At 72.4% G+C, this 22473-nt stretch carries 21 protein-coding genes; 8 read left to right on the top strand and 13 right to left on the bottom strand.

What is annotated here, in order from left to right; genetic code table 11:
* Positions 1 to 9: 9 nt before the first annotated feature.
* Positions 10 to 765 carry a cobalt-precorrin-6A reductase gene (locus ABZ454_RS00280; protein ID WP_359535179.1) on the bottom strand — a complete coding sequence of 252 codons (756 nt, stop codon included), beginning with the start codon at positions 763 to 765 and terminating at the stop codon, positions 10 to 12.
* Between the two features lie 11 nt (positions 766 to 776).
* Between ABZ454_RS00280 and ABZ454_RS00285 the strand changes: the two genes are divergently transcribed.
* Together ABZ454_RS00285 and ABZ454_RS00290 are read left to right on the top strand one after the other, a co-directional pair.
* Entirely contained in the window at positions 777 to 1892 is a 1116-nt protein-coding gene (locus tag ABZ454_RS00285; RefSeq protein WP_359535181.1) for a cobalt-precorrin-5B (C(1))-methyltransferase, read from the top strand.
* Between the two features lie 267 nt (positions 1893 to 2159).
* On the top strand, positions 2160 to 2954 hold the full coding sequence (locus ABZ454_RS00290; RefSeq protein ID WP_359535183.1) for an SGNH/GDSL hydrolase family protein: 795 nt from the start codon (positions 2160 to 2162) through the stop codon (positions 2952 to 2954).
* A 182-nt stretch (positions 2955 to 3136) separates the two neighbouring features.
* Here the strand turns inward: ABZ454_RS00290 and ABZ454_RS00295 are convergent, their stop codons facing one another.
* Positions 3137 to 3526 (bottom strand): nuclear transport factor 2 family protein, encoded by a 390-nt coding sequence (locus ABZ454_RS00295; RefSeq protein ID WP_359535185.1) that lies wholly within the window; start codon positions 3524 to 3526, stop codon positions 3137 to 3139.
* A gap of 75 nt (positions 3527 to 3601) precedes the next feature.
* Positions 3602 to 4450, bottom strand: coding sequence for a methyltransferase domain-containing protein (locus ABZ454_RS00300; protein WP_359535187.1), 849 nt, complete (start codon positions 4448 to 4450; stop codon positions 3602 to 3604).
* Between the two features lie 62 nt (positions 4451 to 4512).
* Between ABZ454_RS00300 and ABZ454_RS00305 the strand changes: the two genes are divergently transcribed.
* Positions 4513 to 6360, top strand: a complete 1848-nt coding sequence (locus tag ABZ454_RS00305) for a prolyl oligopeptidase family serine peptidase (RefSeq protein ID WP_359535189.1) — start codon at positions 4513 to 4515, stop codon at positions 6358 to 6360.
* Positions 6361 to 6464: 104 nt separating this feature from the next.
* Complete coding sequence (locus ABZ454_RS00310; RefSeq protein ID WP_359535190.1) at positions 6465 to 7319, top strand: SURF1 family protein; 855 nt, start codon at positions 6465 to 6467, stop codon at positions 7317 to 7319.
* 225 nt (positions 7320 to 7544) lie between these two features.
* Here ABZ454_RS00310 and ABZ454_RS00315 read toward each other — a convergent pair whose 3' ends face one another.
* The 7 genes from ABZ454_RS00315 to ABZ454_RS00345 form a co-directional block, all read right to left on the bottom strand.
* Complete coding sequence (locus ABZ454_RS00315) at positions 7545 to 8738, bottom strand: hypothetical protein (RefSeq protein ID WP_359535191.1); 1194 nt, start codon at positions 8736 to 8738, stop codon at positions 7545 to 7547.
* A 98-nt stretch (positions 8739 to 8836) separates the two neighbouring features.
* Positions 8837 to 9412, bottom strand: coding sequence for a SigE family RNA polymerase sigma factor (locus ABZ454_RS00320; protein WP_323178042.1), 576 nt, complete (start codon positions 9410 to 9412; stop codon positions 8837 to 8839).
* 359 nt (positions 9413 to 9771) lie between these two features.
* Positions 9772 to 10836, bottom strand: coding sequence for an aspartate-semialdehyde dehydrogenase (locus ABZ454_RS00325; protein WP_359535193.1), 1065 nt, complete (start codon positions 10834 to 10836; stop codon positions 9772 to 9774).
* Complete coding sequence (locus tag ABZ454_RS00330) at positions 10833 to 12104, bottom strand: aspartate kinase (RefSeq protein ID WP_356321473.1); 1272 nt, start codon at positions 12102 to 12104, stop codon at positions 10833 to 10835. Before ABZ454_RS00330 ends, ABZ454_RS00325 begins: the two co-directional genes overlap by 4 nt.
* Positions 12105 to 12361: 257 nt before the next feature.
* Complete coding sequence (locus tag ABZ454_RS00335) at positions 12362 to 13021, bottom strand: DUF5063 domain-containing protein (protein ID WP_359535196.1); 660 nt, start codon at positions 13019 to 13021, stop codon at positions 12362 to 12364.
* A 101-nt stretch (positions 13022 to 13122) separates the two neighbouring features.
* Positions 13123 to 13722: a recombination mediator RecR gene (gene recR / locus ABZ454_RS00340; protein WP_266780167.1), complete on the bottom strand. Its 600-nt coding sequence runs from the start codon at positions 13720 to 13722 to the stop codon at positions 13123 to 13125.
* Positions 13723 to 13822: 100 nt separating this feature from the next.
* Positions 13823 to 14158 carry a YbaB/EbfC family nucleoid-associated protein gene (locus tag ABZ454_RS00345; protein WP_356321499.1) on the bottom strand — a complete coding sequence of 112 codons (336 nt, stop codon included), beginning with the start codon at positions 14156 to 14158 and terminating at the stop codon, positions 13823 to 13825.
* A 376-nt stretch (positions 14159 to 14534) separates the two neighbouring features.
* Between ABZ454_RS00345 and ABZ454_RS00350 the strand changes: the two genes are divergently transcribed.
* Positions 14535 to 15329: an SLATT domain-containing protein gene (locus ABZ454_RS00350; protein WP_356321478.1), complete on the top strand. Its 795-nt coding sequence runs from the start codon at positions 14535 to 14537 to the stop codon at positions 15327 to 15329.
* A 188-nt stretch (positions 15330 to 15517) separates the two neighbouring features.
* Here ABZ454_RS00350 and ABZ454_RS00355 read toward each other — a convergent pair whose 3' ends face one another.
* The 3 genes from ABZ454_RS00355 to ABZ454_RS00365 form a co-directional block, all read right to left on the bottom strand.
* Complete coding sequence (locus tag ABZ454_RS00355) at positions 15518 to 16168, bottom strand: hypothetical protein (protein ID WP_356321480.1); 651 nt, start codon at positions 16166 to 16168, stop codon at positions 15518 to 15520.
* 177 nt (positions 16169 to 16345) lie between these two features.
* Positions 16346 to 17137: a GntR family transcriptional regulator gene (locus tag ABZ454_RS00360; RefSeq protein WP_359535198.1), complete on the bottom strand. Its 792-nt coding sequence runs from the start codon at positions 17135 to 17137 to the stop codon at positions 16346 to 16348.
* A gap of 82 nt (positions 17138 to 17219) precedes the next feature.
* The gene (locus ABZ454_RS00365) at positions 17220 to 18581 is read right to left on the bottom strand and encodes an aspartate aminotransferase family protein (RefSeq protein WP_359535200.1); all 1362 of its coding nucleotides are present in this window, start codon (positions 18579 to 18581) and stop codon (positions 17220 to 17222) included.
* A gap of 286 nt (positions 18582 to 18867) precedes the next feature.
* Here ABZ454_RS00365 and ABZ454_RS00370 point away from each other — a divergent pair, with 286 nt between their 5' ends.
* The 3 genes from ABZ454_RS00370 (at position 18868) to ABZ454_RS00380 (ending at position 22383) form a co-directional block, all read left to right on the top strand.
* Positions 18868 to 19461 carry a DJ-1/PfpI family protein gene (locus ABZ454_RS00370; RefSeq protein ID WP_359535203.1) on the top strand — a complete coding sequence of 198 codons (594 nt, stop codon included), beginning with the start codon at positions 18868 to 18870 and terminating at the stop codon, positions 19459 to 19461.
* Entirely contained in the window at positions 19458 to 19952 is a 495-nt protein-coding gene (locus ABZ454_RS00375; RefSeq protein ID WP_359535205.1) for a MarR family winged helix-turn-helix transcriptional regulator, read from the top strand. Before ABZ454_RS00370 ends, ABZ454_RS00375 begins: the two co-directional genes overlap by 4 nt.
* Positions 19953 to 20061: 109 nt before the next feature.
* Positions 20062 to 22383, top strand: a complete 2322-nt coding sequence (locus tag ABZ454_RS00380) for a protein kinase (protein ID WP_359535207.1) — start codon at positions 20062 to 20064, stop codon at positions 22381 to 22383.
* The last annotated feature ends 90 nt before the right edge of the window (positions 22384 to 22473 follow it).

Raw genomic sequence — 22473 nt, forward strand, 5'->3', positions numbered from 1 at the left:
GTCGGCCGGTCAGCGCGCGTGCCCGAGGTGTGCGCGCAGCCAGGTGACGGCCTCCTCCGGGGAGCCGGCCACCGCCACGCCTTCGGGGACCGGCGGGCGGCGCACCACGACCACCGGGATCCGTGCCTCGCGGGCCGCGGCGAGCTTGGGGGCGGTGGCGGCCCCGCCGCTGTCCTTCGTGACGAGGACGTCGACCCGGTGGCGGCGGATCAGCTCACGCTCCCCGTCGAGGGTGAACGGCCCCCGGCCCAGCAGCGTCTCCATCCTGGCCGGGAACGGCGGTTCGGGTGCGTCCACCGACCGGGACAGGAACCACAGACCGTCCAGCCCTGCGAACGCCGCCAGGCCGAGGCGTCCCGTCGTGAGGAACACGCGCCGGCCCAGGGCGGGGAGCACCGCCGCGGCCTCTTCCAGGGAAGCGACCGGGCGCCAGTCGTCGCCCGCGCCGGGCACCCAGCCGGGGCGGCGCAGAGCGAGGAGAGGAACATGGGCGGCAGCGGCACCGGCGGCCGCGTGGAAACTGATCGTCCCGGCGAAAGGATGGGTGGCGTCGATGAGCGCATCCACCCGGTGCGTGCGCAGCCATGCGGACAGGCCGTCGGCTCCGCCGAAGCCTCCGACGCGCACCTCACCGGGCGGGAGCCGGGGGCCGGCCACCCGCCCGGCCAGCGAGCTGGTCACCCGGGCGCCCGCGGGCGACTCCGCCACCAGCAGTTCGGCCAGCCGGCGGGCTTCCGTCGTGCCGCCGAGTACGAGCACGTGCATCGGGTCCCTCCATGGGTGAGGCGGCGGGCGGGCGCAGCGCCCAACTCAAACACACCGGTCTGCGCCCCGGCTGGACCACCGGCGCCTGCGCGACCGCGGCCGCCACGGCCGCGTACACGGCCCTGCTGACCGGCGACTTCCCCGACCCGGTGACCATCGCCCTGCCCGGCGGGCAGACCCCGGCGTTCGCGCTCGCGGTGGAGGAGTTGCACGACGGGCGGGCCACGGCCGGCATCGTCAAGGACGCGGGCGACGACCCCGATGTCACGCACGGGGCTCTCGTACGGGCCACCGTGCGGGTTCTGCCGCCGGGTTCGGGTGTGGTGTTCAGGGCCGGGCCCGGCGTGGGCACGGTCACGCTGCCCGGTCTCCCGCTCGATGTCGGTGAGCCCGCGGTCAACCCCGTGCCGCGCCGGATGATGCGCGAGCACGTCGAGCGTGTCGCGGCGGCGCACGGGGGCGCGGGGGACGTGGAGATCACGTTGTCCGTCGACGACGGCGAGGAGATCGCCCGCTCCACCTGGAATCCGCGTCTGGGCATTCTGGGCGGCCTGTCCATCCTGGGCACGACCGGTGTGGTGGTGCCGTACTCCTGTTCGGCGTGGATCGACTCCATCCGCCGCGGTGTGGACGTGGCGCTGGCCGACGGGCAGACCCATGTGGCGGGCTGCACCGGGTCCACCTCGGAGAAGACCGTGGTGGCCGAGTACGGACTGCCGGAGATCGCCCTGCTGGACATGGGCGACTTCGCGGGCGCGGTACTCAAGTACGTACGCCGTCATCCGGTGGAACGGCTGACTGTCTGCGGGGGGTTCGCCAAGCTGTCGAAGCTCGCCGCCGGTCATCTCGACCTGCACTCCGGGCGTTCCCGGGTCGATCCGTCGTTCCTGGCCGGGCTGGCCCGGCAGGGCGGGGCCGACGAGGCTCTGGTCGCCGAGGTGGCCGCGGCCAACACCGGGCTCGCCGCGCTCCGGTCCTGCCTGGCGCGCGGGGTCCCGCTGGGGGATCTGGTGGCCCGTGCGGCGCGGGACGAGGCGCTGTCGGTGCTGCGGGGCGCCCCGGTCGCCGTCGACGTCCTCTGCATCGACCGGGCGGGCGTGGTGGTCGGGCGCAGCAGCGTGCGCTGAGGTCGCGCGAGGGCGCCCCGGCGCATCCGTTCACCTCGCAAAGGCCGCGCCCGTACCTGCGAAGTGATGAGCTCTGCACTCTCAAACCTTTGTTTCAGGGGGAGTTAGAGGTTTATCTACGCGCGGAGCTATGCCTACCGAACGATCATTCAGGCAATTCCGGCGCGTTCCCGCATGGCTATTACCGGTGGGTACCGGGAGCTGCTACAACAGGTGACGCCTCATCAACCCCCCACCCACCCGCCACACTTCGGAGGGCTGACAGTGATGTCAGTACGGAGATTCTGGGCGTCCGCATCCACTCTGCTCCTCGCCGCCGCGGCTGCTCTCGGCATGGCACATCCGGCCTCGGCCGCCACGGGCGGATACGTCGCCCTGGGCGACTCGTACTCGTCCGGCGTCGGCGCCGGGAGCTATCTGTCCGACAGCGGTGACTGTCGCCGCAGCACCAAGGCCTATCCCTACCTGTGGGCGGCGGCGAACTCCCCTTCGTCGTTCGCCTTCGCCGCCTGTTCCGGGGCCACCACGAGCTCCGTGGCGAGTGGCCAGCTCGGTGCGCTGAGCTCGTCCACCTCGCTGGTCAGCGTCACCGCGGGCGGCAATGACGTCGGGTTCGCGGACGTCATGCAGGACTGCGTGCTGTCCAGCGAGGCCACGTGCGTCGCCGGTGTGAACTCCGCCGTCGGGCAGATGAACACCGCCCTGCCCTCCCGGCTCGACTCGCTCTACGCGTCGATCCACTCCAAGGCCCCGCAGGCACGCGTCGTGGTGCTGGGCTACCCGCGCTTCTACAAGATCGGCGGCAGCTGTATCGCCGGCCTGACGGAGAAGGAACGCACCGCCATCAACGACGCGGCCGACGTGCTGAACGGCGTCGTCGCCAAGCGGGCGGCGAATGCCGGATTCGCCTTCTCCGGCGTCGCGGACGAGTTCACCGGGCACGAGCTGTGCTCCGGTGACCCATGGCTCAACAGCGTCACGATCCCGGTGTACAACTCGTACCATCCCAAGGCCGTGGGACAGTCGAACGGCTACCTGCCGGCCTTCCGTTCGGCCGTGTAACGCCTCCCCCGCCCGCCTGCCGTTCGGCCGTGTAAACGGCTCCCCGCCCGCCTGCCGTTCGGCCGTACAAGGTCCGGTCCGCAGGGCAGCGCAGGCGCGGCATCGCCTCGGAGTTCCCGGCTCCGGAGCGGTGCCGCGCGCCGGTGCGCGGGCCGGGGCCACGGCCGGGCCACAACCGCCTCTCAGTACCGCTCGACCAGGTGCTCCCGGCCTGTCGGCGGCTCGTACGGCTCGGGCCAGAAGTCGGTGATCTCGCTGATCCGCCCCTGCGCGTCGAACGTGAAGAAGTGCACCGCGTGCGACTCCTGGCCGCCGTCCGTGAACAGCGTCCGTACGGCGACCTGCCGGCCGTCCTGGTCGGCCACGATCCGCTCGACGCGCACCCGCCATCCGCCCGGGTATGCGCGGTTGAACGCGGTGTACCGCTCCTTGCCTCGGATGCGCTCACGGGTCTGCGGCAGGTCGTACAGCACCTCGTCGGCGAGTGTCGCCGCGAAGGCGTCCCAGTCACGGAGGTCGGCGGCGGTCCAGTAACGCTCGACGGTGGCGCGCAGATCAGCAGTCGTGGTCATGGGGCGAGTCTGGACCCGGCCACTGACAATCGGCCCCGGCCTGGGGAAACGGCCCCGGCGGACCATTCCGTCGCGCTAACGGCCCCTGCCCGGGACATCCGGCCGGGTCGCCTTGACCGAGTACATCAGCGGGATCCGCGGGCGATCCGCCGGGAAGCGGTAGTAACCGTCCGCCTGCCGCTCCAGCACCGGGAAGCGGGCGAAGAGCGAGGCGTCGTGCTCGTGCAGGAACTCGATCCGCAGACCGGCCGCGGCCAGCGCCGAGACCACGCTGCCCACCGGGTGCTGCCACTCGACGCTGCGGTTGTGGACGGTCGGCGCGTCGAAGTCCGCGTACGTGCCGGGTGTCTCGTCCACCCACGCCTCGCGGCTGAAGTAGTCGTGCACGATCTCCGCACCGGTCGCGTCGTCGAGGCAGTCGGTGAGCGGATGGAACTCCGCCAGGTAGAGGAAGCCGCCGGGCGCGACGAGCGAGGCCGCCGTCTCGGCCCAGCGGTCGATGTCGGGCAGCCAGTTCAGCGCGCCCAGGCCGGTGTAGACGATGTCGTACGAGGAGTCGGGCACGGCTTCGGCCGCGTCGTGGACGTCCGCGGCCACGAACGCCGCCCGGTCCGGGCCCAGGCCCAGCTCCCGGGCCAGCGAGCGGGCGGTGTCGACGGCCGGTTCGGAGAAGTCGAGGCCGACGACCTGCGCGGCGCCGCGCCGGGCCCACGAAAGGGTGTCGACCCCGATGTGGCACTGCAGGTGCAGCAGCGTGCGGCCGGTCACGTCCCCGACCTCCGCCAGCTCGAAGTCCCGCAGGGAGTCCTTGCCCGCGCGGAAGGAGTCGAGGTCGTAGAAGTCGCTTTCGGCATGGATGGGCACACGCTCATCCCACATCGCGCGGTTGGCTTCGCGCCAGTCGGCGGGCATCGGAGCATACATGCCGGCGAGGTTATCCACAGGCTGCGGACGACGCGAACGGATTGTCGGCGGCCCGGCGCAGAATGGGGGACATGACTGAGACCACTGGTTCGACCACCGATTCCGTCCCGGCGTGGGAGCAGCGTTTCCGGGCTCCCCGGGTGTCGCTGCCCGACTGGGCGGAGGACGCGCCGGACCGCGCGCTGTTCGTCTCCAACGCGACCGGGACGTACGAGCTGTACGCATGGGACCGGTCGACGGGTGAGCAGCGCCAGGTGACCGACCGGCCGAACGGGACGACGGACGGCGTGCTGACACCGGACGGCGAGGCCGTGTGGTGGTTCAGCGACACCGACGGGGACGAATTCGGGGTGTGGATGCGTCAGCCGTTCCGTGCCGAGGGCGAGGAAGCGGGGGACGAGCCGGCGGCGCCGGGGCTCGACGCCTCCTATCCGGCCGGGCTCGCGATCGGCCGCGACGGGACCGCGGTGATCGGCCGTTCGACGGACGAGGACGGGACGACGGTCCACGTCGTACGGCCCGGGGCGGCGCCCGTGGAGATCTACCGCCACCGCGAGTCGGCGGGGGTGGGCGACCTGTCGCACGACGGTTCGCTGATCGCGCTGGAGCACACCGAGCACGGCGACGCGATGCACTCCGCACTGCGCGTGGTGCGGCCCGACGGGACCACGGTCGCGGAGCTGGACGACACCGAGGGGGGCACGAAGGAGCTCGGCCTCGCGGTCCTCGGCTTCGCGCCGGTCGCCGGGGACACCCGGCTGCTGGTCGGCCACCAGCGGCGCGGCCGGTGGGAGCCGATGATCTGGGACCCGGTGGCGGGCACCGAGACGGACCTCGCCATCGACCTGCCGGGCGATGTGGGCGCCGAGTGGTATCCGGACGGTTCGGCGCTGCTGATCGAGCACGGCTTCGAGGCCCGCAGCGAGCTGTGGCGGTACGAGCCGGCCACGGCCGGCGGGGCCCTGGTGCGGGTGGAGACGCCCGCCGGTTCGGTCTCGGGAGCCACGGCCCGGCCGGACGGCACGGTCGAGTACCTGTGGTCGTCGGCCGCCGAGCCGCCCGTCGTCCGCTCCACGACCGGTGCGGTGGTGCTCGATCCGCCCGGCGCGAAGGCTCCGGTGTCGGTCCCGGTCGAGGACGTGTGGGTGGACGGGCCCGGGGGCCGTATCCATGCGCTCGTCCAGCGCCCCGCCGCTCCGGCCGAGGGCCCGTTCCCGACCGTCTTCGAGATCCACGGGGGACCGACCTGGCACGACAGCGACGCCTTCGCGGCCGGACCGGCCGCCTGGGTGGACCACGGCTACGCCGTGGTCCGGGTCAACTACCGCGGCTCGACCGGATACGGGCGGGCGTGGACGGACGCGTTGAAGCACCGGGTCGGCCTGATCGAGCTGGAGGACATCGCGGCCGTGCGGGAGTGGGCGGTGAAGTCCGGTCTCGCGGACCCGGCGAAGCTGGTCCTGGCCGGCGGCTCCTGGGGCGGCTATCTCACCCTGCTCGGTCTCGGGACGCAGCCGGGCGACTGGGCCGTGGGCCTGGCCGCCGTCCCGGTCGCGGACTACGTCACGGCGTACCACGACGAGATGGAGGCCCTGAAGGCGATGGACCGCACCCTGCTGGGCGGAACCCCCAAGGAGGTGCCCGAGCGGTTCGAGGCCTCGTCGCCCCTGACGTACGTCGACGCCGTGCGCGCTCCCGTCTACATCTCGGCGGGCGTCAACGACCCGCGCTGCCCGATCCGCCAGGTGGAGAACTACGTCGACCGGCTCAAGGGCCGCGACGCCGTGCACGAGGTCTACCGGTACGACGCCGGACACGGCTCGCTCGTCGTGGAGGAGCGCATCAAGCAGGTGCGGCTGGAACTCGACTTCGCGCGCCGCCACCTGGGAGACCCGGCGGGAGGCGCGTAAGGCCGGGCCGAGGGCCGCGCGGCCCTGCGTAGGAGCCGGATAAAGGGGGCTTCCCGGGTGCCCCCGCTCCGGAGGGCCGGAGCGGGGGACCGTACCGTGGAGGGGTGTACCGGTTCCTGCTGACCCCGCGATGGTGGGGGATCAACCTCTTCGTCGTGCTGGCCATCCCGTTCTGCGTGTTCATGGGCACCTGGCAGCTCGGCCGCTTCGAGGACCGCGTGCAGACGCACGAGGCCGCGGAGAAGCGGCCCGCACCGGGCACGATGGCCGCCGAGCCGCTCGACGCGCTGCTGCCCGTCGACACGGTGACCTCCGGCCGTCCGGCGACCGCGAGCGGCCGGTACGCCGACCAGTTCCTGGTGCCCGGCCGGGAGCTGGACGACCGCAGCGGCTTCTACGTACTGGACATGCTGCGCACCGACAGCGGCAAGGCCCTGCCGGTGGTGCGCGGGTGGCTGCCCGGGAAGGCCGGACGGACCCCGGTCCCGGCCGCGCCCGCCGGCCGGGTCACCGTGACCGGCGACCTCCAGGCGTCCGAGACCGCGGGCACCGCCGGGGTCGACGCGAAGGGCGGCCTGCCGGACGGTCAGGTCGGCATGATCAGCGCGGCGTCGCTGGTCAACCTCGTGCCGTACGACGTCTACGACGCCTGGGTGACGCTCCAGGACACCGACGCCCACACGGGTGCGTCCGGGACCGACGCGTCCGGGACCGCCGGCGCCGCCCTCACCGATACCCCGGGCCAGGGCGGCGGTGCGCTGCGTCCCGTACCGGCCGCCGCGCCCCAGGGCAGTGGGCTCGACCTGAAGGCGTTCCAGAACCTCGGCTACACGGGTGAGTGGTTCGTCTTCGCCGCGTTCGTCGTCTTCATGTGGTTCCGGCTGCTCCGGCGCGAGGCCGAAGCCGCCCGCGACCTGAAGCTCGGTCTGATCGCCGACGAGGGCGCCCCCGCGAGCTGACCGCCCGCGCCCCGCGGCGCGTGGCCGCCCGAGCGGACGCTCCGGCCGGAGCGCCCGGAGCGGCCCGGCGGTACTCCGCCGCACCGCGCCCTGCCCCGTTCCTACGACGCCGCACCGCGCCCTGCCCCGTTCCTACGACGCCGCACCGCGCCCTGCCCCGTTCCTACGACGCCGCACCGCGCCCTGTCCCGTTCCTGCGAGGCTGCACCGGGCCCCGCCCCGTTCCTACGACGCCGGTTCGAGCACGCCCGTCCGGTAGATCGTGCCCGCGCAGGCGTTGGAGATCGTCGTCGCGGCGACCGGCGCGCCCGGCTCCGGTGTGTGCGTCACGGACACGGTGCCCTGGGCCGCGCCGTTGCCCTCCGCGCTGCCGAGCTGCGTCTCCGTACCCGCCTCGTTGTCGCCGGTCCCCGTGCCGGTCGTGGACCCGGCCGCGCCCCCGCCGCCGGCCACCGCGTCCGTGGGGGTCGGGGACGGTGAGCCGCCGGTGGTCGGGCAGGTCTCCTGGGGCACCCAGGCAAACCGCACCTCATAGGCCATGGCCGGCTTCAGGAGCACCGTCCCCTCCTCCCGGGCAGGGTCGGGCAGTCCGGACGCCGGGTCCCCGTGGGTGTGCCGGACGACCACGATCCTGGCCGGGTCGGCCGCACCCGCCGCCGCGAAGCCCACCGTGCCGCCGCTGCTCACCGAGCAGTTCTTGCCGGACACGTTGGCGATGCGGAAGCTTCCGTACACCGTTCCGTCGGCACCCGCCGCGCCGGTGCTCGCCGAGGCGACTCCGAGCTGCTCGGGGGAGCAGGCCGGCACGGTCGTCTGGGCGCTGGCGCTCGCGTCGTCCGAGGAGCCGCCGACGACCTCCTCGTCCGCGCCCTGGCCGCTGCCGTCGGACGGGGTGGCCGTGCTCTCCGGGAGCCCCTGCACACCGCTCGGCTGCCCGTCGCCGTCGCCGGTGCCACCCCCGTTGCCGGTTTCCGCACCGGGGTCCTCGCCGTTGCCGCCCTGCGCCTGCTCGCCGTGACCGGCGATGGCGGGGCTGGCGGTGCTGGAGCCCTCGGAGTTGGCGACGTGGACGAAGGCGGGGACCGCGGTGCCGATGAGCAGCGCGGCCGCCGCCATCCCGACGAGGGCCTGGCGACGACGCGCCCGCCGGGCGGGCACCGCGCGGTACAGGTGGTCGAGGGTGCCGTCGCTCGGTTCGAGACCCCGCACGGCGCCGAGCATCATCCGGCGCAGCGCGGCCTCGTCGAGGGGGTCGCCGCCGAGGGGGCCGGGGCCCGGTCCCGAGAGGCCCCGGGCACCACCGGAGGAAGCGGCGCCCTCAGCACCATCAGTCCCGCCGGCGCCCGCCTCGCCACCCAGGTGGGCGCCCTCCCGCGCGTCGCGGTCCGTGGGCGGGGTGTTCTCCGGGCCGTGGTTCACAATTCCGTTTCCAGTCCGGTCAGGTCGATGTCCGCGAGCAGGCCGGCGCCGGAATCCGCTCCCGTCCTCGCGCCCGTGATCGTCGTCGTGGCGCCTGGTCATGCCTGCGCCTCCATCACCACGCGCAGTGCCGCGATGCCGCGGGAACCGTACGCCTTCACCGAGCCCAGGGATATCCCCAGCGTCTCGGCTACCTGCGCCTCGGTCATGTCGGCGAAGTAGCGCAGCACCAGCACCTCGCGCTGGCGCCGTTGCAGACCCCGCATCGCCTTGATCAGCGCGTCCCGCTCCAGCTGGTCGTACGCCCCCTCCTCCGCGCTCGCCATGTCCGGCATGGGCTTGGAGAGCAGCTTCAGTCCGAGGATGCGGCGGCGCAGCGCGGAGCGGGAGAGGTTGACGACGGTCTGGCGCAGGTACGCGAGCGTCTTCTCGGGCTCCCGGACGCGGTTGCGTGCCGAATGCACGCGGATGAACGCCTCCTGCACGACGTCCTCGCAGGAAGCCGTGTCGTCCAGCAGCAGGGCGGCGAGGCCGAGCAGCGAACGGTAGTGGGCGCGGTAGGTCTCGGTGAGATGGTCGACGGTGGTTCCGGCTGCCACGCTCTCCTCAGCGCCCTCGCGCTGTGACGGCAGCCCCGCAGGCCGCGCTGCGGGCATGGGCGCGATCACCGGCATACCACCGGTCGCGCGGGGCCGTCTGAGCGGTAGCACCGAAGCGCCGCGCAAGGGGCCCACCACTGTGATATCGAGAACCTCTGCCACGCCAGTTGGACACGTTTCCCCCCGTCAGGGTTGTACGCATCCGGCACCGCGTTCGACACCCTGCGATATGCCGTCATGCGTACCCGTTCTTCCCCGAATGCCCCGAATATGCGCCCCGCCGCGCAAGAAGTGACCGCTGAGACGCCCGCCGGCCGGCCGGCGGTTGCAAAGGGCCGAAGGTTCATCGTCGGCCACCGCGATACCCCAGCTCAAGAGGTTCAGACCAGCAACTTGCTCACAGGGCATTCACAGAGCGTACAAAACAGGTTCGATCAGGACCGGGGAAATTCGGCGGCCACCGTTTCGGCGATCTGAGCCACGTTCAGCGCCGCCCCCTTGCGGAGGTTGTCGCCGCAGACGAAGAGTTCCAGCGCCAGGGGATCGTCCATCGAGCGACGGACCCGGCCGACCCAGGTCGGGTCGGTGCCCACCACATCGGACGGGGTGGGGAAGTCGCCGGCTCCGGGGCTGTCGTAGAGGACCACGCCCGGCGCGGTGGCCAGGATCTCGTGGGCCCGGTCGACCGCGACCTCGTTCTCGAAGCGGGCGTGCACGGACATCGAGTGCGTGGCGATCACGGGCACGTACACGCAGGTCGCCGACACCTTCAGGGCAGGCAGATCGAGGATCTTGCGGCACTCGTCGCGGATCGCCAGTTCTTCGGACGACCAGCCGTCGCCCGCGTCCGTGCCGGCCCAGGGCACGACGTTGAGGGCGACGGGTGCGGCGAACGGGCTGCCCTCCGTATCGCCCACGACCCGGCGCACGTCGCCCGGCTTCGTACCGAGTTCGGTGCCGGCCACCATCGACAGTTGTTCGCGCAGCACGGCGACGCCGTCGCGCCCGGCCCCGCTCACGGCCTGGTAGGACGAGACGACCAGTTCCCGCAGGCCGAACTCGGCGTGCAGGGCCCCGACGGCGACGATCAGCGAGAGGGTCGTACAACTCGGGCTCGCGACGATGCCGCGCGGCCTGATCCGTACGGCATGGGGGTTGATCTCGGGGACGACCAGCGGGACGTCGCCCTCCATCCGGAAGGCGGAGGAATCATCGATGACGACGGCGCCCTTGGACGCGGCGATCGGCGCCCAGCGTGCGGACACCTCGTCGGGCACCAGGAAGAGCGCCACGTCGACGTCGTCGAAGACGTCCTCGGTGAGTTCGAGGATCTCCGCCTCCTCACCGCGCACGACCAGCTTGCGGCCGGCGCGGCGCGGTGAGGCGATCAGCTTCACCTCGCCCCAGACGTCCGCGTGTTCCGAGAGGATCTGGAGCATGACGCCGCCGATCGCCCCGGTCGCGCCGACGACCGCGAGCGAAGGGCGGCGTGCGGTCATCGGCCGGTGCCCCCGTACACGACCGCCTCGTCGGAGTCGCTGTCGAGACCGAAGGCGGTGTGCACGGCGCGCACGGCCTCGTTGACGTCGTCGGCACGGGTGACGACCGAGATGCGGATCTCGGACGTCGAGATCAGCTCGATGTTGACACCGACGTTGGAGAGCGCTTCGAAGAAGCCCGCGGTGACGCCGGGGTTGGTCTTCATACCCGCGCCGACCAGGGAGATCTTGGCGATCTGGTCGTCGTAGCGCAGCGACTCGAAGCCGATGCCGGCCCGGCTGCGCTCCAGGGCGTCGATGGCCTTGCGGCCCTCCGTCTTGGGCAGCGTGAAGGTGATGTCGGTCAGACCGGTCGCCGCGGCGGAGACGTTCTGCACCACCATGTCCATGTTGATCTCGGCGTCCGCGATCGCACGGAAGATCGCTGCCGCCTCGCCCGGCTTGTCGGGCACGCCGACGACCGTGACCTTGGCCTCGGAGACGTCGTGGGCGACTCCGGAGATGATGGCGTGCTCCACCTGCTGGTCCCCTTGCGGCTCGTTGCTGACCCAGGTTCCGCGCAGCCCCGAGAAGGACGAACGGACGTGGATCGGGATGTTGTAACGGCGTGCGTACTCCACACAGCGGTGCAGCAGCACCTTGGAACCGGACGCGGCCAGCTCCAGCATGTCCTCGAAGGAGATCCAGTCGATCTTCCGGGCCTTCTTCACGACCCGCGGGTCGGCGGTGAAGACACCGTCCACATCGGTGTAGATCTCACAGACCTCGGCGTCCAGCGCCGCCGCGAGCGCCACCGCGGTGGTGTCCGACCCGCCACGGCCGAGGGTCGTGATGTTCTTGCCCTCCTGGCTGACTCCCTGGAACCCGGCGACGATGGCGATGTTGCCCTCGTCGATCGAGGTCCGGATGCGGCCGGGCGTGACATCGATGATGCGCGCCTTGTTGTGGACCGAGTCGGTGATGACACCGGCCTGGCTGCCCGTGAACGACTGGGCCTCGTGGCCCAGGTTTTTGATCGCCATCGCCAACAGGGCCATGGAGATCCGCTCTCCGGCGGTCAGCAGCATGTCGAACTCACGCCCGGCCGGCATCGGAGATACCTGCTCGGCGAGATCGATCAACTCGTCCGTCGTGTCACCCATCGCCGACACCACGACAACCACCTGGTTGCCGTTCTTCTTGGCGTCGACGACTCGCTTGGCGACCCGCTTGATGCCTTCGGCATCGGCTACGGAGGAGCCTCCGTACTTCTGCACGACAAGGCCCACGTGCGCTCCTCGCTCAATCCAATATCGCGGTCAGCTCAGTTTAACGAGCAGTCCGGAAACGCCCTGTCGAAATCACATGCTGAGATGTCCTGCTCAGCAGGTGATCAGCGGCGCGGCGTCCGGGCTGCTCGTACGAGGCTGCTGCCCGGCGATCGCCCGCCCACTCCCAATGTGCTCCAGCCCACATGCCGCCCGGAGCCGGGGCCCGCCGACTCGTACGAGGGCTTCGCGAGCGGCCCCGTACCGGCGCACAGGCCCTATTTCACCGGACGCAGCCCGAGCGGGCCCGCGATCTCCGCGACCATGACGCGGCCCGCCTCCTCGGCCAGGTCGTCGTCACCGGCGTCCTGGTCGGTGTCCAGGCCGTCGAGCTCCTGGAGCGGCTGGTTCAGCCGGATGTGCGCGATCAGGGACTGGAGGGCGCGCAGGGCGGCGGAGGCGGTGGAGCCCCAGTTGGAGAAGTAGGAGAACTGCCACCACCACAGGGCCTCCGTGGTGCGGCCCTCCTCGTAGTGGGCCAGCCCGTGGCGCAGGTCCGTGACCAGGTCCGCCAGGTCGTCGGAGATGCGGGCCGCGACCGGGGCCTTGCGGGGCTCGTACGGGTCGAAGACCTCGGAGTAGACGTCGATCGGCTCCAGCAGGGCCGCGAACCGCTCGCGCAGGCCGTCCGCGTCCGGCTCGGCGCCCAGGTCCGGCTCGTAGCGCTCGTCGGGAAGGATGTCCTCGTACGCGCCCAGCCGGCCGCCGGCCAGCAGGAGCTGGGAGACCTGGAGGAGCAGGACCGGGACGGCCTCCTCCGGCTCCTCGACCTTGGACACCTCGGCGACCGCGACGATGAACGTCTTGATCTGGTCGGCGATCTGGACCGCGAAGTCGTCGGGATCCTGGGTGACAGAGTTCAGCGTGGCGTCAGACATCGAGGAGACCTCCCGTGGGCACGGTCGCAGACGGTGGGTAGAAGATAACGGCGCTGAACGTAAAGCCGTCGTGAGACCGCCGGACGGCGGAGCGGGGACGATCAGACATCGAGCAGACGCCTCCCCTCGAAGGCGCGGCCGAGGGTCACCTCGTCCGCGTACTCCAGGTCGCCGCCCACCGGCAGGCCGCTGGCCAGCCGGGTGACGCGCAGGCCCATCGGCTTGACCATCCGCGCCAGGTACGTCGCGGTGGCCTCGCCCTCCAGGTTGGGGTCGGTCGCCAGGATCAGTTCGGTGATGGAGCCGTCGGCGAGACGGGCCAGCAGCTCGCGGATGCGCAGATCGTCCGGGCCGACGCCCTCGATCGGGCTGATCGCCCCGCCCAGGACGTGGTAGCGGCCCCGGAACTCCCGGGTCCGCTCGATCGCCACGACGTCCTTCGGCTCCTCGACCACGCAGATGACCGTCCGGTCGCGGCGCGGATCGCGGCAGATCCCGCACTCCTCCTGCTGCGCCACGTTGCCGCAGACCGCGCAGAAGCGGACCTTGTCCTTGACCTCGAGGAGGGCGTGGGCGAGGCGGCGCACGTCCGTGGGCTCCGCCTGCAGGATGTGGAAGGCGATCCGCTGCGCGCTCTTGGGACCGACGCCGGGCAGCCTGCCCAACTCGTCGATGAGGTCCTGAACCACGCCTTCGTACAACGGAACGCCTTTCGGGCCGGGTCGGCTGCGTCGTGGTACGTACCGTAGGGGGTACGTACGGTCTTGGGTACGGCCGCGGACGTGCGCGGTACGTCCAGGGTCAGAAGGGGAGGCCGGGCATGCCGCCCAGGCCCTGGGTCAGCGGGCCCAGCTTCTGCTGCTGGAGCTGCTGGGCGTTCTCGTTCGCCGCCTGCACGGCCGCCACCACGAGGTCCGCGAGCGTCTCGGTGTCCTCCGGGTCCACCGCCTTGGGGTCGATCACCAGACCGCGCAGTTCGCCGGAGCCGGTGACCGTCGCCTTCACCAGGCCACCGCCCGCCTGGCCGTCGACCTCGGTCCTGGCCAGTTCCTCCTGCGCCTGGGCGAGGTCCTGCTGCATCTTCTGAGCCTGCTGCAGCAGCTGCTGCATGTTGGGCTGCCCACCACCGGGAATCACGGTCACTCCAGGCATTTCGACGACAAATGTTTCGGTAAGCCGAGCCTACGTGTTCCCCGGGCGGCTCGCCCCACCCACTGGTGAGCAACTCTTTCGAGTGAGTTCGAGCGAACCGTGGCGAGGCTCCTATACCTGACCAGAGGCCCTGTGCACCCAGGAATACTGCGATTTCGACCCCACGGCCCACCATTCGGCGGTAGGAAGGGGTACGCCCCGGTACGCGCAGCGCAACTCCCGTCACGCAAGGTTACGTCCGGGGTCTGCGGGTCGTACCGAGGCCACTGAGCAGCGAGTGCCCAGAGAGCAGAGATCCGCCCACCGTCGAGTACGCGGTCGAGAACACGCGTCGCTATGCAGCATGCAGAGGAGTACCCCGGTGAGTCAGCCGGAGATGCAGCCCGAAGGGCCGCCCCGCAACGAATCCGGTGCGCCCGGTCCGGCCGTCTCTTCCGGTGCGGGCTCCGGCGCTCGAAGTCCGGAGGCGCAGGGCAGAGACCTGACCGGGGCCCCCTTCCCCCTCGGCGACTGGGGCGAACCCGCCCAGCGGCTCGACGAGCTGTACCGATGGGTCGAGGCCGACGCGCTGCGCACCGCCGACTGGTATCTGGGCGACCGGGTGTGGAAGCGGCGCAGCGCCAGGGCGCTGCGGGTGGGGACCGCGGCCGGGGCGGTCGCGGGCGCGGCGCTGCCGCTGCTGGACCTGACGGGGGCGCTGCACGGCGCGGCCGGCTGGGGGTATCTGTCGCTGCTGCTGGGCGCCGCGTGCATGGCGTGCGACCGGTACTTCGGCCTGACGTCGGGCTGGATAAGGAATCTCGCCACGGCGCAGGCGGTACAGCGGAGGCTTCAGGCGCTCCAGTTCGACTGGGCCTCGGAGTGCGTGCGCGAGGTGCTCGGTCCGACGGAGGGGACGGCGAGCGAGGCGGCCGAACGGTGCCTGGGGGTGCTGCGGCGCTTCTCGGAGGACATCACGGAGCTCGTACGGTCGGAGACCGCGGACTGGATGGTGGAGTTCCGGGCCGGTCCCGCGCCGATGGGGATGCAGGCGCTGATCTCCGGCGGTTCGGGCGGCGGGCGCGCGGAGGCCGGGGCCCAGCAGGGGAGGTTCCCGCTGCAGTCGATGGGCCGGCCGAACATGCCCCGGCAGCGGCCGCCGGAGTCCCCGCGGTGACCGGCCACCGGTGAGCACCGCGGGGGCGTCGGGCCTGCGGACGCGGGAGGCTGCCGGGTGGCCTCGGGCCGGACGCCCGCGCTCCTGACGCGCACGCTTCCCGATCCGAGGCCGCCGACCGCCGGACCCCGAGCGCCGGACGCCGACTGCCGGCTGCAGGGGTGCGGCAGCCGGACGCCGGACGCCGCTCAGCTGAAGATGATCATCGAGCCCTGGGCGAGACTGCGGGTGGCCGCCGCGTGCAGGCCGAGCCAGACGTGGCGCTCCCGGGCGAACGGGCTGTCGTCGTACGGGATCGGCCCCGCGGGTTCTTCCAGCGAGGTGGGCGCGACGGGCGGCAACGGGGCGGGCGGAGGGTTGGCCGGGTCGATGCCGATGGACGGGGCGACGAACTGCAGCTCCCGCAGCAGTCCGTGTGCCGAGCCGAGCGGGCCGCCGCCCTCCAGCAGCGCGTCGGTGGACAGCGGCACGGGGAAGTCCAGGGGGACGTACGCGCCCGCGTGGTCGTAGTGCCACACCAGGTGCGACTGCTGGGCCGTCGGTTCGAACATCTCCAGCAACTGCTCGTAGTCCCCGCCCAGTTCGTCGACCGGGGTGACGGCGAGGCCGCTGAGGTGGAGGAGGTGGGCGCGGCGCAGGAAGTGCAGCGCGTCGTAGTCGAAGCCCGCGACCGGGGCCACGTCACCGGTCAGCCCGGGCATGTACGCGTAGACGGGCACGGGCGGCAGCCCTGCCTCGCCGAGCGCTTTGTCGTAGACGGCTATCTCTTCGGCGAAGGGGTTGTCGGGGCTGTGGCACAGCACATCGACGAGGGGGACCAGCCACAGGTCACAGGCCACGAAGTCTCGCTCTCATGCGGGGATGCGTGCGGTGGTGCGATGGTCGGAACAGCGTAATGCGGCCGGGACGTCGCGGACAGTGGCCTCTCATGACCGGCTCGCCCGGCCCGTGCCGGCTCGGCCGCTCGCCCGGACGTCAGGAGCGGGATGGGGGCCGGTCGAGACCGGCCGGGCCGGTCAGGGCTTCGTACGCGACCGGGCCGCGGGGCCGTTCGGCTCGTCCGGTCCGTCCGGTCCGTCCGGTCCCTCCGGCCGGGCTGCGTGGCCTGGGTGGGCCGGGTCTCCGGCCGCCAGTCGGTCCGCCCAGCTCAGGGCGTGGTTGTTGTAGTCCTCGACGGCTCTGAGCAGGGCGTCGCGGTCGCGGTGGCTGATCGCGGCGACGATGTCGGGGTGCCCGTTCCACAGCCAGTCCCGTACGTCGGCGTCGCCCCGCAGGTACGGCACCGCGAACACCCAGGCCTGGACGCGCAGCCGGTGGAGGAAGTCGGTGATGTAGCTGTTGCCGACGAGAGCGCCCAGTTCCCGCCAGAAGCGCAGGTCGTAGCCGATGAGGATGTCCAGGTCGCCGGCGCGGGCGGCCCGGGAGGCCTCCTCGGCCCTCCGGCGTACGGAGACGAGCGCGTCCCGGTGGGCGGCCTGCTGTACCGGTCCGGGGGGCGGCCCTGCGAAGACGTCCCGGATGACGCCGTTGATGACCAGGGCGCGGGCCTCCACGATCGCGCGGTAATCCAGCACGGTGAACTCGTAGACCCGGAAGCCGCGGTGCTGGTCGGATTCGAGCAGACCCTGCGCGGAGAGGTCGAAGAGCGCCTCGCGGACGGGCGTCGCGGAGACGCCGTACTGCTCGGCGATCTGTTTGACGGTGAACTCCCGTCCCGGCTGCAAACGCCCGGCGAGCACCTCGTCGCGCAGCGCGTCCGCGATCTGCTGCCGCAGCGTACTGCGGGTGACAGCTCCGCTCGCGCGCATGGCGCCCCTCCCCATTTCGGCCTCGGGTCACCTTAGACGAGGGGGAAGGGGAGGGGCGGCGCGCCGTCGCGCGCGGACGGCGTTACGCGGTGTGCCGGTCGGCCACCGACAGCGCTGCGTCGAGCGCGGCCAGGCCCTCCTTGGCCTCGGCCTCGGTGACGTTGCAGGCAGGAACGGCGTGCGTGCGGTTCATGTTGATGAAGGGCCACAGGCCGTTCTTCTTCGCGGCGGCGCCGAAGGCGGCCATCGGCGCGTTGGCCTCGCCCGTCGCGTTGTACGGGACCAGCGGCTCGCGAGTCTCCTTGTTGCGGACGAGCTCCAGCGCCCAGAACGCGCCGAGGCCGCGGACCTCCCCGACCGACGGGTGGTTCTCGGCGAGTTCACGCAGGCCGGGACCGAGGACCGTCTCGCCGATGTGGGCGGCGTTCTCGATGACCTTCTCGTCCTCCATCACGTGGATGGTGGCGACGGCGGCGGCGCAGGCCAGCGGGTGGCCGGAGTAGGTGAGGCCGCCCGGGTAGGGGCGGGTGTCGAAGGTGGCGGCGATCTCGGCGGAGATGGCGACGCCGCCGAGCGGGACGTATCCGGAGTTGACGCCCTTGGCGAAGGTCATCAGGTCGGGCGTCACGCCGAAGTGGTCGGCGGCGAACCACTTGCCGGTCCGCCCGAAGCCGGCCATGACCTCGTCGAGGACGAAGACGATGCCGTACCGGTCGCAGATCTCGCGGACACCGGCGAGATAGCCGGGCGGCGGCGTCATGATGCCGGCCGTGCCCGGGATGGTCTCCAGGATGATCGCGGCGATGGTCGACGGGCCCTCGTAGGCGAGGGTGTCCTCCAGGTGCTGGAGCGCGCGGGCGCACTCCTCCGCCTCGGTCTGCGCGTAGAACGGCGAGCGGTAGAGGAACGGGGCCCAGAACCGGACGACGCCCGCCGAGCCGTTGTCGGACGCCCAGCGGCGCGGGTCGCCGGTCAGGTTGATCGCGGTGGAGGTGGCGCCGTGGTACGAGCGGTAGGCGGACAGCACCTTCGTACGGCCGGTGTGCAGCCGGGCCATCCGGACGGCGTTCTCGACGGCCTCGGCGCCGCCGTTGGTGAAGAAGATCTTGTCCAGGTCGCCGGGGGTGCGCTCGGCGATGAGGCGTGCGGCCTCGGAGCGCGACTCGATCGCGAAGGCCGGCGCGAAGGTCGTCATCTTCGCCGCCTGCTCCTGGATGGCGGCGACGACGGTGGGGTGCTGGTAGCCGATGTTGGTGTAGACGAGGCCACTGGTGAAGTCCAGGTAGCGGTTGCCGTCGTAGTCCCAGAAGTACGCCCCCTCGGCGCCGGCGACGGCGAGCGGGTCGATCAGGCCCTGGGCGGACCAGGAGTGGAACACGTGCGCGCGATCGGCGGCCTTCACGGCCGCCCCGGCGGCGGAGTCGGGCGTGGGATGAGGGGTCATGCGACGAGCGTAGGCGGCGGTGGGAGGCCCCCGGTATGGCCATCCTGTATGGCGTGGGGCGCGCGAATCGGCAGGGTGTCGGGTCATGACGGGACTGCCCGGTGCGGGGGGTGGTACCGGGGTGCGCGGAAGGCCACGCGGAGTCGCAGGAGGCCGCAGCGGGGCACGGCGGGAGCAGCCGTACCACCAGGGAGCCGGGACACGCGTGCACGAGCAGCCCTTTGACAACATGCTGTCGAAATGACAGCATGTTGTCATCAGTGTTCTGCTCGCCGAGGAGGCCGCCATGACCCGCGGGACCGCACACCTGGCCGTGTACGACACCTTCGCCGACTGGGAGACCGGGCACACGACCGCCCACCTCACCCGGAACGGCTTCGCCGTCCGGACGGTCGGCCTCACCACCACGCCCGTCACGAGCATGGGAGGACTGACCGTCCGCCCCGATCTGGCTCTCACGGAGCTGCGCCCCGAGGACAGCGCGCTGCTGGTCCTGCCGGGCGCCACGCAGTGGGACGCCGGCGACGAACTCGCCCCCTTCGCCCGCACCGCGCGCGCCTTCCTGGACGCGGGTGTGCCGGTCGCCGCGATCTGCGGGGCGACGGCGGGGCTGGCCCGCGAGGGGCTGCTCGACGACCGGGCGCACACGAGCGCTGTCTCCTTCTACCTGGCGGCCACCGGCTACGCGGGCGGCGCGCACTACACCGACGCCGATGCGGTCACCGGCCGCGACCTGATCACCGCGGGACCGACCGAACCGGTCGCGTTCGCCCGCGAGGTCTTCGGCCGCCTCGGGGTGTACGACGAGAAGAAGCTCGACGCCTGGTACCGCCTCTTCCACGACTCGGACGCGTCCGCGTACGAGGTGCTGCAGGGATGAGCCACGCGGACCAGGACAGGCTGAGCCGGACCGCCCTCGGGGTCTTCCACCTCAACGGCCGCTTCCTCGCCGTGGCGGACAAGCTGGCCGCTCCGGCCGGGCTGACCGCCGCGTGGTGGCAGGTGCTCGGCGCGGTGATCAGCGAGCCGCTGCCGGTCGCCGGAATCGCCCGGTCGATGGGCATCACCCGGCAGGCCGTGCAGCGCATCGCCGACCTGCTGGTGGACAAGGGCCTCGCGCAGTACGCCCCCAACCCGGCCCACCGGCGCGCGAAACTGCTCCGACCCACGCAGGAGGGCCGCACCGCGATGTCCCGGATCGGTCCGGGACACGCGGCGTTCGCGGCCCGGCTGGCACGGGAGTTGGGCGACGAGGGCTTCACGGAGACGGTACGGGTGCTGGAGCGCCTGTCCCGGGCGATGGAGACCCTCGGGCTCCCGGATCCGTCCGACGCCCCGGCCCGGCCCGGCTCCCGGGCCGCGGGGACATGACCCACGCCCCGCGCTGACGGCCCCCGCCCACCGGCCCGCGCCCGGCCGGCCCCGCGCGGCTATTCTCGACCCGTCCGGCGTGTCGTCGTACGGGGGAGGACTGCACACCATGGAGAAGCTCGGGTCCGTCGACCCGCAACGCATCGGCGCCTACCGCCTGCTGGGCCGGCTCGGCGCGGGCGGCATGGGCCAGGTGTACCTGGCCCGTTCGGACCGCGGCCGCGTGGTCGCGCTCAAGCTGGTCCGTGAGGAACTCGCCGAACAGCAGGAGTTCCGCGACCGGTTCAGGCAGGAGGTGCGGGCCGCCCGCCGGGTCGGCTCCACCTGGACCGCTCCCGTGCTGGACGCCGACACCGAGGCCGCCGTGCCGTGGGTCGCCACCGGTTACGTCGCCGGCCCCTCCCTCCAGGCCACCGTCTCGGGGCGCGCGAGCACTTCGGCCGGTCCGGCCCCGGGGGCGTACGGACCGCTGCCCGACCGCTCGGTCCACATCCTGGGCGCCGGCCTCGCCCACGCCCTGCGGGCCATCCACGCCGCCGGCCTCATCCATCGCGACCTCAAACCGTCCAACATCCTGCTGACGATCGACGGCCCGCGCGTCATCGACTTCGGCATCGCCCGGGCGCTCGACACCATCGTCGACGGCGGCCTCACCCGCACCGGCGCTCTGGTCGGCTCCCCCAGCTTCATGGCGCCCGAGCAGGTGCGCGGCGAGCGCGTGACCACCGCGTGCGACGTGTTCTGTCTGGGGTCGGTACTGGCGTACGCGTCGACCGGGCGGCTTCCGTTCGGCGCCGCGACCAGCGGGGTGCACGCGCTGATGTTCCGGGTCGCGCAGGAGGACCCGGACCTGACGGGGGTGCCGGTCGATCTCGTGGAACTGGTCCAGGACTGCCTGCGCAAGGACCCCGGCGCCCGTCCGTCGACGGACGAGATCCTGGAACGGCTGGACGAGGGCGACGCCGCTGAGCCCTGGCTGCCGGGTGCCCTCATCGCCCAACTCGGCCGCCATGCCGTCGGCTTGCTGGACTCGGAGGACCCGATGGACGCGATCCCGGACGACGCGGCTCCGGATGACGCGGCGCCGACCGACGCGGTTCCGGCCGACGCCATGCCGGGTGACGCCGTGCCGGGTGCTGCGGCGCCGAGCGATGCGACCCCGCGCGATGCGGTCCCGGACGACGCGACCCCTGTCGCCGTACCGCCGCAGGACGCGGCACCCGGCGACGCGACCCCTGTCGCCGTACCGCCGCAGGACGCGGCACCCGGCGACGCGGCCACCGGGCACACACCACCGCCCCCCGCCGCGCCGACGTCCGCGCCCGCCCCGGTGGCGCCGCCGACGCCCCCCGTCCCCCCGCAGTACCCCGCGGCCGGCACCGCGCCCGCGGCCCCCACCCTGGTCGGGCCCCCCGCGCCCACGCCCGCCCCCTCCCCGGCCGAACCGCCCGCTCCCGGGACGCCCTCCGGTCCGTACGGCTCTCCGCACCCGCCGGCCCAGCCGCATCCGGGGCAGGCGTACGGCTACCCGCAACAGCCCGCACCCCACCAGGCGTACCCGTACGGCGCGCCCCAGCAGCCGGACCCCAACCAGGCCTACCCGTACGGCTATCCCCAGCACCCGGACCCCCATCCCGGTCACCCCGGTGGCCATCCCCAGCAACCCGCACCCCACCAGGGCGACGGGTACGGCTATCCGCCGCAACCAGCACCCGAGAGCTACCCCTCCGGCCAGCAGCAGCCCATCTCCCCTCAGGGTTACGCGTACGGCTACCCGCAGCAGCCCGGCTTCGGCCCCACGTCCCCGTCCGGCGCCCAGATGCCCGCCCCCGCGCCCACGCGCCGCAGCGCGGGCTCGACCGTCTTGCTCGTCGTCATCGCGGTGCTCGTCGCGATCGGGGCCGGCGGGTCCGTCTACGCCCTCATGAACGACCGTGACACGAACGCCACGGCCTCCCCCACCGACTCGGCCGACTCCTCCCCGGCGGACGACCCCTCCCGCTCCCCTTCCTCCGACAGCTCCACGGACCCGTCGCCCGCAACCGACGAGGGACAGGAGCAGAACGGCGACGGCGTCATCCCGGAGGCCTACGTGGGCACCTGGTCCGGCAGCATCGACAACGCCACCGGCCACTCCACCCGTGAACTCGTCATCCAGCAGGGCAAGGTCGGCGACGCCGTCCTCACCCTCACCGCGGAGGGGCCGCTGGACACCGGCGGCACCTACCACTGCGTCTTTGAGGCGGACCTCGCGTCCGAGCCCTCCGACGGCGAACCGGTCAGTCTCGGCCCGTCCACGGTGACCCGGGGCGAACCGATGACGTCCTGCACCCCGGGCAGCGCCACCACGCTCACCCTGCTCCCGGACGGCACCCTGAGCCGCGTGAACACGGACTCCGGCGAGAAGCTCACGTACACGAAGACCGGCTGACCCCCACCGGCCGGAACGGACGGGGCGGGCCGGGGCCGAAGGCGCCGGCACAGGCCCGCCCCCGCGCCCTCCCCTGCACCCCGCCCCCGC

It is taken from the genome of Streptomyces sp. NPDC005803, assembly GCF_040630435.1.
Taxonomy (GTDB): domain Bacteria; phylum Actinomycetota; class Actinomycetes; order Streptomycetales; family Streptomycetaceae; genus Streptomyces.

What these genes read in the sequence shown, in the direction of transcription:
- ABZ454_RS00280 (WP_359535179.1), bottom strand. Translation starts at nt 765, where the DNA reads ATGCACGTGCTCGTACTCGGCGGCACGACGGAAGCCCGCCGGCTGGCC.
- ABZ454_RS00285 (WP_359535181.1), top strand. Translation starts at nt 777, where the DNA reads ATGGGTGAGGCGGCGGGCGGGCGCAGCGCCCAACTCAAACACACCGGT.
- ABZ454_RS00290 (WP_359535183.1), top strand. Translation starts at nt 2,160, where the DNA reads ATGTCAGTACGGAGATTCTGGGCGTCCGCATCCACTCTGCTCCTCGCC.
- ABZ454_RS00295 (WP_359535185.1), bottom strand. Translation starts at nt 3,526, where the DNA reads ATGACCACGACTGCTGATCTGCGCGCCACCGTCGAGCGTTACTGGACC.
- ABZ454_RS00300 (WP_359535187.1), bottom strand. Translation starts at nt 4,450, where the DNA reads ATGTATGCTCCGATGCCCGCCGACTGGCGCGAAGCCAACCGCGCGATG.
- ABZ454_RS00305 (WP_359535189.1), top strand. Translation starts at nt 4,513, where the DNA reads ATGGGGGACATGACTGAGACCACTGGTTCGACCACCGATTCCGTCCCG.
- ABZ454_RS00320 (WP_323178042.1), bottom strand. Translation starts at nt 9,412, where the DNA reads ATGCCGGTGATCGCGCCCATGCCCGCAGCGCGGCCTGCGGGGCTGCCG.
- ABZ454_RS00325 (WP_359535193.1), bottom strand. Translation starts at nt 10,836, where the DNA reads ATGACCGCACGCCGCCCTTCGCTCGCGGTCGTCGGCGCGACCGGGGCG.
- ABZ454_RS00335 (WP_359535196.1), bottom strand. Translation starts at nt 13,021, where the DNA reads ATGTCTGACGCCACGCTGAACTCTGTCACCCAGGATCCCGACGACTTC.
- ABZ454_RS00360 (WP_359535198.1), bottom strand. Translation starts at nt 17,137, where the DNA reads ATGCGCGCGAGCGGAGCTGTCACCCGCAGTACGCTGCGGCAGCAGATC.
- ABZ454_RS00365 (WP_359535200.1), bottom strand. Translation starts at nt 18,581, where the DNA reads ATGACCCCTCATCCCACGCCCGACTCCGCCGCCGGGGCGGCCGTGAAG.
- ABZ454_RS00370 (WP_359535203.1), top strand. Translation starts at nt 18,868, where the DNA reads ATGACCCGCGGGACCGCACACCTGGCCGTGTACGACACCTTCGCCGAC.
- ABZ454_RS00375 (WP_359535205.1), top strand. Translation starts at nt 19,458, where the DNA reads ATGAGCCACGCGGACCAGGACAGGCTGAGCCGGACCGCCCTCGGGGTC.
- ABZ454_RS00380 (WP_359535207.1), top strand. Translation starts at nt 20,062, where the DNA reads ATGGAGAAGCTCGGGTCCGTCGACCCGCAACGCATCGGCGCCTACCGC.